Origin of the sequence: uncultured Planktosalinus sp., assembly GCF_963973675.1 — a bacterium.
Classification (GTDB): domain Bacteria; phylum Bacteroidota; class Bacteroidia; order Flavobacteriales; family Flavobacteriaceae; genus Planktosalinus.
This window is the reverse complement of record NZ_CAXBAN010000041.1, coordinates 1-10,738: the sequence shown is the minus strand read 5'-3', so window position 1 is coordinate 10,738 and position 10,738 is coordinate 1. Positions and strand designations below refer to the sequence as shown.

The 10,738-nt window shown below is 37.4% G+C and carries 8 protein-coding genes and 2 pseudogenes; 1 reads left to right on the top strand and 9 read right to left on the bottom strand.

Annotation, left to right across the window (positions count from 1 at the left end):
* The 7 genes and pseudogenes from AACY61_RS02875 to AACY61_RS02845 form a co-directional block, all read right to left on the bottom strand.
* A pseudogene (locus tag AACY61_RS02875) lies at positions 1-400 on the bottom strand (3-phosphoshikimate 1-carboxyvinyltransferase); the annotation flags it as partial.
* 51 nt (positions 401-451) lie between these two features.
* Positions 452-778 (bottom strand): nucleotide pyrophosphohydrolase, encoded by a 327-nt coding sequence (locus AACY61_RS02870; protein ID WP_339609993.1) that lies wholly within the window; start codon positions 776-778, stop codon positions 452-454.
* A gap of 6 nt (positions 779-784) precedes the next feature.
* The gene (locus tag AACY61_RS02865; RefSeq protein WP_339609992.1) at positions 785-2,800 is read right to left on the bottom strand and encodes a DUF3857 domain-containing protein; all 2,016 of its coding nucleotides are present in this window, start codon (positions 2,798-2,800) and stop codon (positions 785-787) included.
* Positions 2,800-4,710, bottom strand: coding sequence for a DUF3857 domain-containing protein (locus AACY61_RS02860; protein WP_339609991.1), 1,911 nt, complete (start codon positions 4,708-4,710; stop codon positions 2,800-2,802). The genes AACY61_RS02865 and AACY61_RS02860 overlap by 1 nt, the downstream gene beginning before the upstream one ends.
* Positions 4,711-4,774: 64 nt before the next feature.
* Positions 4,775-5,227 (bottom strand): D-aminoacyl-tRNA deacylase, encoded by a 453-nt coding sequence (gene dtd / locus AACY61_RS02855; protein WP_339609989.1) that lies wholly within the window; start codon positions 5,225-5,227, stop codon positions 4,775-4,777.
* 33 nt (positions 5,228-5,260) lie between these two features.
* Complete coding sequence (gene rsgA, locus AACY61_RS02850) at positions 5,261-6,208, bottom strand: ribosome small subunit-dependent GTPase A (RefSeq protein WP_339609987.1); 948 nt, start codon at positions 6,206-6,208, stop codon at positions 5,261-5,263.
* A gap of 4 nt (positions 6,209-6,212) precedes the next feature.
* The gene (locus AACY61_RS02845) at positions 6,213-7,310 is read right to left on the bottom strand and encodes a bifunctional 3-deoxy-7-phosphoheptulonate synthase/chorismate mutase type II (protein ID WP_339609985.1); all 1,098 of its coding nucleotides are present in this window, start codon (positions 7,308-7,310) and stop codon (positions 6,213-6,215) included.
* Positions 7,311-7,483: 173 nt separating this feature from the next.
* On the opposite strand from AACY61_RS02845, the gene gldA reads away from it, so the two are divergent.
* Positions 7,484-8,389: a gliding motility-associated ABC transporter ATP-binding subunit GldA gene (gene gldA, locus AACY61_RS02840; protein WP_339609983.1), complete on the top strand. Its 906-nt coding sequence runs from the start codon at positions 7,484-7,486 to the stop codon at positions 8,387-8,389.
* A gap of 43 nt (positions 8,390-8,432) precedes the next feature.
* On the opposite strand, the gene AACY61_RS02835 is transcribed toward gldA, so the two are convergent.
* Together AACY61_RS02835 and AACY61_RS02830 are read right to left on the bottom strand one after the other, a co-directional pair.
* Positions 8,433-9,185, bottom strand: a complete 753-nt coding sequence (locus AACY61_RS02835) for a head GIN domain-containing protein (protein ID WP_339609981.1) — start codon at positions 9,183-9,185, stop codon at positions 8,433-8,435.
* Between the two features lie 51 nt (positions 9,186-9,236).
* Positions 9,237-10,738, bottom strand: a pseudogene (locus tag AACY61_RS02830) (alanine--tRNA ligase-related protein); the annotation flags it as partial.

The following is a 10,738-nucleotide window of genomic DNA, read 5'->3' as shown; positions in this document are numbered from 1 at the left end:
AGACTATTTTTTTTCCGGTAATTTTCAAGGGCGGATAGCCTTCTTTTTCAAGATATTCAATAGATGAACCGAGTTGCTGCAAAGCTTTTACCAGCTCCCCTATAGGGCGTTGTTTCATTCTGGAAGAACCGGTTAAAACCACTTCCCTGCCATCCCGGGTCGCAAAATAAGCGGTGAGAAACCTCATTGCTGTACCTGCATGGTGTATGTCAATAGTGTTTAAAGATGAAGAAAGGGCTTTCTTCAGCATAAACGTGTCTTCAGCATCCGAAATATTTTGAATTTTAAGTCCGGGATACAGTTGTTGTAAAATTAACAACCGGTTGGAAATACTCTTAGAGCCTGCAATTTGAAAAATTGTATCAGACTTCAGGCTTGACTGTTGAAGAAATAAATTCATAGGCAAAATACTCAAAGAGGAATGTAAAAGTACAAAAAGACTGTGAGGGTGTTACTTTAATTTTTCATTCTGATGATGCCTGTCGTGATCGCGGTTTGTTTTGAGTTTTAATTTTTCATCAAAGGCTTTTTGCAGGTCAATACCTGTTTGATTAGCAAGACATAAAACTACAAAAACCACATCTGCGAGTTCTTGACCAAGGTCTTTATTCTTGTCACTCTCTTTTTCACTTTGTTCTCCATAGCGACGAGCAATAATGCGCGCTACTTCACCAACTTCTTCAGTGAGTTGTGCCATATTGGTCAGTTCATTAAAATAGCGTACCCCGTGCTCTTTGATCCACTTGTCAACTTGCCGTTGAGCGTTTTGTATATCCATGGTTTTTTAAGTTTTTGAAAGAACAATTTGTTCAGCTTGTTTATTAATCAAAGCTCCGAAATATTCCTGAAGTGCACCATAATAAGTTGCTGGCATTATAGAAGTGTTGATATCAGACGAAATTCGCAATTGAATTTTAGATTCATTTTCCGAAATCATAAATTGGAATTGCCCAACCTGATCGGGCAATTGAAAGACTTCAGACTCAGGTATTGATTCAATAGTATAGCCCTCTGGGAGCGCTAAATTAATCATAATCGTCGTAGAGCTGGGATATCTAAAATCAATAGGATATTCACGTGTTTCGGTAGTAAACGGGTTTTTAGTGGAAGCAAGAAAAAACAAAGGATTTACATAAATTTTATCTCCAATTTTATCAAAAGCATTGACTTTTTCAAAATCAAAACTCTCTACAACAGGCTTGTAAGGATCTTTTTTATTTTGGATTTCATAATTTGAGACTAGAATTCCACCATGCTTTTTTTCAAGTTTCTCCAAATAAGCCGATTCAGCTTCACCGGCATAATTGCTTCTGTGATCGAGTGCAAGTTGATCTGTCAATGAGTTTCTCATTTTGCCTTCAATGGCTCCATTTTCAAACATCGACACTTCTAAATTGACTATTCTTCTTGATTTAATACCAGACATCAAATTGATTTGCTGTGTTGTTAAATCTGGCTTTATCATTCTTCCAAACCAGTTCATCACTCTTTCGGGTAAAATGTTTGGTGTACTGTAACTACTGGTAGCGTCAAATAATAGAATCTTGTCACCCAACTCTACTCCACTAATCACATAGTTGAAGCCACTTCTGGTGGGAAACAGTGGTATTCCGTTAGATTTTGTGCTTACCAAGACCGGGTGTGCTTCAAGACCTCCGTAACGCAACATTGCTGTTAACATCAGGTTGATATCGCCCACGTTTCCTGTGCGGTTTTTATAAGCAGTTTTTAAACCATTATGGGAATAAAAATTATAATTACCATTCCAGGTCATATGTTGTTTTACATATTCAAATATCAATGCTGCTTTTTCTACATTATTGGTAGCTTGTGCAATCAAGGGATCTAAATCCTTTTCAAAATAGTTTTTTGATTCAAGTTCTTTCCCAAAGCTTTTATTTTCATAAACTTCTCTGCCTACATCATTCCATGTTTGAGAGAAAACTACCATTTCAGATCTGGGCATTTGAATTGACTTGAGTTCGGGTCTGATGGATGACAGGTAATTTCCAATGTTGTTTACATATTCTTCTTCCACAAGTTTAGGTACATTTTCAGCTGTAAAAGTCGTGGTATAAAGTGTGAATGAAACTGTAGAATAGTGAGTTCTGTGAGCTCCATGAACAGAAGTTCCATCGGTTTGTCCTGGCGTGTATGAATAGGTTAAATTGCTGTTTTCAGTATTAACTGTTCTACTTAAAGGGTAAAATCCTTTACTATGAGTTTCATAGTTCATATACTCGGGTATTTTTAAAGTGTACTCAGCATAATCTACCGGAATTTGATCTTGAAATTCAAACTCTGGAAGCGAAGATATGTATGGTGAAATAATTTTATAGGTATATTCTAATACAGATCCTTCTTTCACATTTGGAAAAGTAAACTTTTTTACGTCCCAAAACTCGTTATAATCCTCATCAAAAATTTCGCTATTGCGAAGTCTGTCTTTGGTAGTTTTTCCATTTTCTATATTGTGAGTAAAGGCTTTAAAGTTTGAAAAAATCTCATTTTTACCTGCACCGGCTCTATATATTGGCACCTCTACCGTTGCATAATCATACCCTTCCTGTTTATATATTTTAACACGTGCTTCCATTTCATATACATACTCCCAGCCATTGTTGTATTGCATCTGAACGGTGCCCTTTTTATACAACACTGCTGCCTTTGCTTCGGGATCGGTGGGGTGTGATACTTGTTTAATTTCTTCATCAGAAATTTTTCCAAAGTCATAGCGTTGAGCTTGTGTGTAGTTTAAGACAGTAGCAAACAGGACTGTCAATAATAAAATGTTTTTCATTAGGATTCTTTTTTATTGAGTACAATTTTAGCGTTGTCAGAATTTGAAATGTCTCTGAAAAAGTCTCTGAAAGCTTCGTAGTCTTCTTTAGGATATTCACCTTCTTTTATAAGTAGTTTTCTTGAATAGGTTATTGTGTGGTCGTCATTGGCTAAAAGCTCCATAGTGTATGTTCCAAATTTAGTGTCTATTGAAACATTGTCCGGAAAAGCTTCAATTTGATAATTTTGAGGAAGAGAAACAGTGTACTCATCTTCAAACAAAAATCCTCTGAGTAGTTTAACAGAACTTTTTCGATTTCTGTATCTGGAGGGCACAAAGTTGCTATTGTTAAATGCATTGACAGAAAGAAACAACCTGTTGCCATTTACAGCTGCATAATTCCGTGCTTCAAGTTCTACCATTTCTTCAAACCTTATTTGCTCTTTATTATTTTCAAAGGAAGTGTTCAGCAAAGACAAATTATTGATGTTTGGCCAGATTTTAACATAAAACTGATGAAGCTCTTCTTTTGTTAATTTTTCAAGTACAAATCTTTGATCATAAGGAATTCCCTGATTAGTTATTTCTACTTTTGCCTTTAGGGTACCTGATTCATCTATTGAATAGTCCGCATTGGTTTTTCTGAAATTATCGTGATTGGTATATGCGGTGGTTTTAACAATTTCACCGCCTTCAGGCTTCATAATTAAGACATTTCTGTTATCTGTAAAATCACCAATAAAACCAAAAGGATGCACTTGGCTTGTACAGTCAATCCAAGTATAGCCGGTCTCATTGGGAATGGCTAAAATCACGTGGTTTCCTTGTGCTATAGATGCAAAGTCTTCTTCAAAATCCACTTGAACATTTCCTGCTTCAACATGTGCATAATAGGAAGGAACCCCTACGGCATCGAGCAAGGATTTTGTATAATTGGTCAAGCCTTTACAATCTCCATATTTTACTTTATCTACTTCATACGCTTCTATGGGTTGTACACCGCCAATTCCAACCTGTACACTTATATACCGGGTGTTTTGTTGTACATATTCATAGATTAGTTTAGCGCGTTCAAGTTTATCATCAACCTGAGCAACCAGCGCCTGAACTTCTGCAAGGGTTTGGTTGCTTACTTTATCTCTGCCTGAAATTAGGTTGTCATAAAACCATTTCCCAAGTTCATTCCAGTTTGCTGCCTCTCCGGAAACTCCTTCATAGTAAAATGCCGTTGGTGCCAGATGTACTTGAGGGGCCATTTCCATAAATGTAGGGCTAAAATCTTCATTCACCAGCGCACTGATATCTTTGACCGTATAGGCTAAAGTTCCGGGGAATTCTGTTTTTTCAATCTGATACCCTTCAAGGTTTTTTCCTTTATGGTTTAATTTCAATTCAGTGCTGTTGTAATGCACTTTTAAACTACTTTTCTCTACGCTCAGGTTGTAACTATTTACAAAAAGCATGAAAGGAAGCGAAAGCGTATTTTCAGAACTCGTTTCATAGGAAATTTCAAAGGTATATGGGTAAGAAACCGGGGTATAATCTGCATAAAGGTAGCGGGAGTCAGAGTACAGAGTTCCACCATCTACAGCACTTCTGTCTTTAAAATCTTTTTTTTTGAATTTTTTGATTTCCTTTCCAAAGGCATCATAAATATAAGCTTCCGCTTTTTTTACTTTGATACTGTTATCATAATATATAAAATCCCATACATGTTTATTTCCTGCTTTGTTCAGTACTGTAATCATCACCTTTCTATATACTTGTACTTCCCTTTTTGAAAGTAAATTAACTTCTAGGTCATGAGTGCGTACAATAGCATCGGCATTTTCGGTAAGCTTCGCCGGAAGCAATAATGATTGAGTAAGATCCTTTTGAGAAGTTGCCGAAAAGGCAAGAGAAATGAGTAATAAAAACAATAGCCGCATTCACAAAATTTTAAGTTTTCAAATAAAACAAACTTTGCTAAATGACACAAATAAAAACGTATGTTTATTCTTTGTTTTTTGTATCGATTACAATGGTCACCGGTCCGTCATTGATGAGGGCTACTTCCATCATAGCTCCAAAACTTCCGGTAGCCACACTTTGGCCAAGTTGTTTTTCAAAACAGGCAACAAATTGTTCGTACAGGGGAATTGCAACATCCGGTTTAGCGGCTTTAATAAATGAAGGACGGTTGCCCTTTTTAGTGGATGCATGCAGGGTAAATTGACTCACAATCAGAACGTCACCTTTTGTTTCTATAAGAGACCGGTTCATCGCACCGTTCTCGTCTCCAAATATACGAAGTTTACTGATTTTTGAAACTAACCAATCTATTTCTTCGTGGGTATCGTTATTTTCAATTCCTAGAAGAATCAAAAGACCGCTTCCTATTTGTGAAGCTATTTTTTCTTCAATAGTTACTGAAGCCTCTTTAACTCTTTGTATAACTACTCTCATAAATTTTCAAAATCTGCTGGTATCAATTTAACTTTATTCCTCCCAATAATCAGTTCTGTAATGTTCATCTTCTCCTTCCAGAATTTGCAAATAACTTCTGTAACGGGACCAGGCTATTGACCCTGATTCCAAAGCTTCTTTAATAGCACACTGGGGTTCTTTTAGGTGCAAGCAATTGTTAAATTTGCAGTTTTCTTTACGCTGAAAGAATTCAGGAAAGTAATTTGATAGTTCTTCTTTTTCAACATCTACAAGACCAAACCCTTTCACCCCCGGAGTATCAATAATTTTAGCATCAAAACTCAAATCAAACATTTCGGCAAATGTGGTCGTATGCTGACCTTGCTTGTGTTGCTCAGATATTTCCTTGGTTTTTAAGTTCAACCCCGGTTCAATAACATTTATTAAAGTAGACTTACCCACACCGCTATGACCTGCAAAAATACTCACTTTACCTTCCATATACGCTTTGAGTTGATCGATGTTTTTTCCAGTTTTTGCAGAAACACCTATACACTCATACCCAATGTCACGGTATAAAGCCGTCAGGTATTTCACTTCCAATAATTCTTCCTCATTATAGGTGTCAATTTTATTAAACAACAAAACAGTTTTGATATGATATGCTTCAGCAGTAACCAGAAACCTGTCGATAAATGAAGTGGATGTGGGTGGGTTGTTTAAAGTAATTACTAAAAAAAGTTGATCGATATTGGCTGCAAGAATGTGGGTTCTCTTTGAAAGATTTACAGATTTTCTTACTATATAATTATCGCGATCTTCAATACCATTTATTACACCTTGTGTTTTTTCATTTTTGGTTTGCAGCTTAAATTCCACCTTGTCACCCACAGCTATGGGGTTGGTGCTTTTAATTCCCTGTATTCTGAATTTTCCTTTAATTCTACATTCATAAAATAAACCGTTTTCGGCTTTGACCGTGTACCAGCTTCCGGTAGATTTATAGACGGTTCCTTTCATGCAATCAGGGTTTATTTTTAATTATGGTATGCTGATGTTCTATAGATTCCTGATGTATTGCTTTAAATAATTCTGTAATGAATTCTTCACTTAAATTCTGATTCTTACTGGCGGTTTTCATGCGCTCTAAGACCTCATTCCAGCGTTCCATCTGTAGTATAGCTACATTGTTCTCGTTTTTCAACCGTCCAATTTCGTCTGCAATTTTCATCCTGCTTCCCAAATTAGACAGTATTTGTGAATCAATCGTATCTATTTGTTTCCTCAGATTTTTTATTTTTATTTTAAAGTCTGCAGCGTCTGCATCAATTGACCGAACTTGCAACTTCTTAAACAGCTGTTTTAATGTTGCCGGGGTGATTTGCTGTGCAGCATCGCTCCATGCATTATCGGGGTCAGTGTGCGTTTCTATCATCAATCCGTCATAATTCAGATCAAGCCCGGTTTGACTCAAATCAAAAATCAAATCCCGTCGCCCACCCATATGTGAAGGGTCAAGGATGAGAGGTAAGTGGGGAAAGTGGTTTTGAAAATCAATGGCCAGCTGCCATTCAGGATTGTTACGGTATTTTGATTTCAGGTAGGTTGAAAACCCGCGGTGAATAACACCTAAGTTCTTGATGTTTGCCTTTTGCAGTCGTTCTACGGCCCCCATCCATAAAGACACATCCGGGTTTACGGGGTTTTTCACCAATACAATTTTATCAGTACCATTCATTGCATCAGCTATTTCCTGAACTATAAATGGACTTACTGTACTTCGGGCACCAATCCACAATACATCTATATCAGCCAGCAGCGCTTGTTCTACGTGTGCTTTATTGGCAACTTCAACAGCTATTTTTAATCCGGTTTCCTCCCGTGCACGTTGCAGCCATTTCAAACCAACCGCACCAACACCCTCAAAACTTCCGGGTCGTGTTCGGGGTTTCCAGATACCAGCCCTGAAAACAGTAGTTGTCGTGTCTTTTAATTGATGGGCAATTGTTAGCACCTGCTCCTCGGTTTCAGCACTGCAAGGACCGGCAATCATCAGAGGGTGTTGCTGCATTGCTTTCAACCAACCTAATTTGGTGTCTTGATGAATTATTGGTTTTGACATTTCCTTGTTTAATTTTTCTGAAATAAAAGTACAAGCAAATTAAATTTAATATTTTCGCTTTAGCGAAATAAAATTGCCTTTTTGCTGTTTTTACAGAAAGCACAAAATTACAACTTTTCTGTCAGTTTAAAAGCCTGCCCAATCCAACAAAAACATATAATAAAAGGAAACTTATGTCAATAGTTGTCAAAAACATCACAAAATCCTATAAAAATCAAAATGCTTTGAAAGATGTTTCTTTTAAGGTTAAAAAAGGGGAAATCGTGGGTTTTTTAGGACCCAACGGTGCCGGAAAATCGACTTTAATGAAAATCCTTACCACTTATATTCCTGCCACAGAAGGCACAGCAACTGTAAATGGTTTTTCAGTAACCGAAAACAAAATAAATGTGCAAAAAAGTGTGGGCTACTTGCCTGAAAACAACCCGCTTTATCTGGATATGTATGTGCGTGAATATTTAAGTTTTAATGCCTCTATATATAATATTTCAAAAAACCGTTTGGAAGATGTGATTGAACAAACAGGACTTGCCCCGGAGGCACATAAAAAAATCAGTTCACTTTCCAAAGGCTATCGCCAGCGTGTGGGTCTTGCCAATGCACTGCTCCACAATCCGGATGTACTTATTCTTGATGAACCCACAACCGGTCTTGACCCTAACCAAATCATTGAAATTAGAAACCTCATCAAAAACGCCGGAAATGATAAAACCGTGTTTCTCTCCACGCACATCATGCAGGAAGTCGAGGCGATTTGCGACCGGGTGATTATTATTAACAAAGGGGAAATTGTGGCAGACAAAACAATCACAGAACTAAAAGCCCATCAAGCGCAAATTATTGAGGTAGAGTTTGATTTCCGTGTTGAAGAAGTCGCTCTGCAGCAATTGCCCAAAATACAACAAGTCAACAACACCCACGATTTTATATACGAACTCACATTTGACACAGATAAAGACATGCGCCCTGTCGTGTTTGACTATGCACATGACAACGGGCTTAAAATATTGCAACTCAACACCAAAAACAAAAACCTTGAGGAATTGTTTAGAGAGTTGACGGGGATTGTTGGCAGTTAAAAAAAACCGCTTTTTAAGTGTGATTTTCTAAAAAAATACTACTTTACTCAAAAATCAATCGTCCCGTAAAAAACTCCTCCACTTCGACCACCGGTGGCTGGTGCACGGAAATCACATCACCCACCCCACGTATTTCACCGCGGAGAGACTGCCGTGGGTGTACAAACATTTTGTTACTGCTGCGTTGAAAGATGTTTAAATTCTGAATAGTTAAATTTGTCGCTTCTAAACGCCCATCACCGCTATAAAAACCAAATGTGGCAGTTTCTGCCGCACCTGAAAGGAAAAAATTAGACTTGTTGTTGGCAACTATGGTCAAGGATTGTACATCCAATTGCAAGTGAAAATCACCCACAGTATGGATAGTTCCTGCAACTGAAGTGTCTTCAGAAAGCAATGCCAAAGTTGGAAATGCCAGAACACCTTCACTCAATACCGCTAATCCTGAACCGTTTCTTATTTGACTGATGTTGGGTGAGGTCACATAAACCTTGGTAATTCCATAATCTCTTACCAAATTACATGTATTGTCATTGTTGATTTGCAGCGTTCCATTTTCAACCTGAAAACTGATTTTTTCTTTCAGATGTTCACCGGTTTCCAAAACCACTTTTTGTTCATCTCCCTGATTAACTATTAGTTGCACACGATGGCGTACGTCTAGCTTTTCAAAACTCTCAAGCATAATTTCTTCCTGAATAATTGTTCCCGAAGCTTTGATACAATCCCATGACCCATCTGACTCACAAGCAGCGAAAACAAATAATAAAACCAAAAAGTTAAAAATTTTTTTCATAGTAAAACATTTCTAAAAAAGTTTCACGTAATGAGGGACAATAAAAACAAATCAGACAATAAATTCCACCGCCTTTTCCAGTGCCTCTGAAATTCCTTTAGGGTTTTTCCCTCCGGCTGTTGCAAAAAACGGTTGACCACCGCCACCACCCTGGATGTATTTTCCGAGTTCACGAACGATTTGTCCGGCGTTTAATCCCTTTTCAGCAACGAGTTCTTTGGAAATATAACATGTCAACATGGGCTTTTCATTTTGAACAGTTGCCAGCAGGAGAAAAAGGTTTTTGGAATTCGCACCCAAATCGTAAGCTAAATCTTTAAGACCATTGACATCTAAATCTACCCGTTTTGCCAAAAACCGAACTCCATTGATTTCTTGAAATTCTTTTTCTAAATCACTTTTTAACCCTTTTGCTTTTTCTTTAAGTAATTGTTCAAGTTGTTTTTTAAGTTCAGTATTTTCTTCTTGAAGGCTTTTCAGGGCTTTTAACGGATCCTGCGGATTTTTAAGTGTTTCATTAATTATTTCCAATTGTGATTCTCTCTTTTCAAAATAATGCTTTACCGCATCTCCTGTTATTGCTTCAATACGCCGAATTCCAGAGGCAGTGGCACTTTCAGCGGTAATTTTAAAATGCCAGATATTTGCTGTGTTTTGTACGTGAATCCCACCACACAATTCCATACTATTCAAGTGGTAGTTGCTCTTCAATGCGGTTATTAACAAATTGCTCTACTTTCTTCAGTTCTTCAGAAGTGAGTTTAGAATAATGTGAAAAGTCAAACCGCAAATAGTCAGGACTCACTAAAGACCCTTTTTGTTCAACGTGAGTTCCTATAATTTCACGTAATGCTTGGTGCAGCAAATGGGTTGCCGTGTGGTTTTTTGAAGTTTTAGTTCTCAAATCTGTATTGACCTCAGCTTTGAAAGTAGCGTGAACATCTACCGGTAATTTTTTGGTGAAATGTAAAATGAGATTGTTTTCTTTTTTGGTGTCAATGACGTCAATTGATTCACTTCCATTTTTCAAAGTTCCTTTATCTCCCACTTGTCCGCCTCCTTCCGGATAAAAGGGTGTGCTGTCAAGAACGATTTGAAATAGTTTTCCATCTTTTTTGGAAACTACTTTTCGGTAACGGGTGATTTTTACTTCGTTTTCAGTTTGGTCATAGCCCACAAAGGGTTCTTTACCGGATTTTGAAAGTATCGTCCAGTCATCAGTTGCTACTTCTGAGGCAGCTCTGGAGCGGTCTTTTTGTTTTTGAAGTTCTTGATGGAACCCTTTCTCGTCCAAAGTATAACCTCTTTCACTTAAAATTAATGCAGTTAGGTCTATGGGAAAGCCAAAGGTGTCATAGAGTTCAAAGGCTTTTTCTCCTGATATTGTTTTGGATTTCGCTTCAGCAATCAAATTTTCCAGCAACTGCAATCCTTGATCGAGGGTACGCAAAAAGGAGTTTTCTTCCTCCTGAATCACTTGGGCAATCAGTTTTTTCTGGGATTGTAATTCCTGGAAAGCAAGTCCCATTTCTTTGCTTAAGGTGTCAACTAAT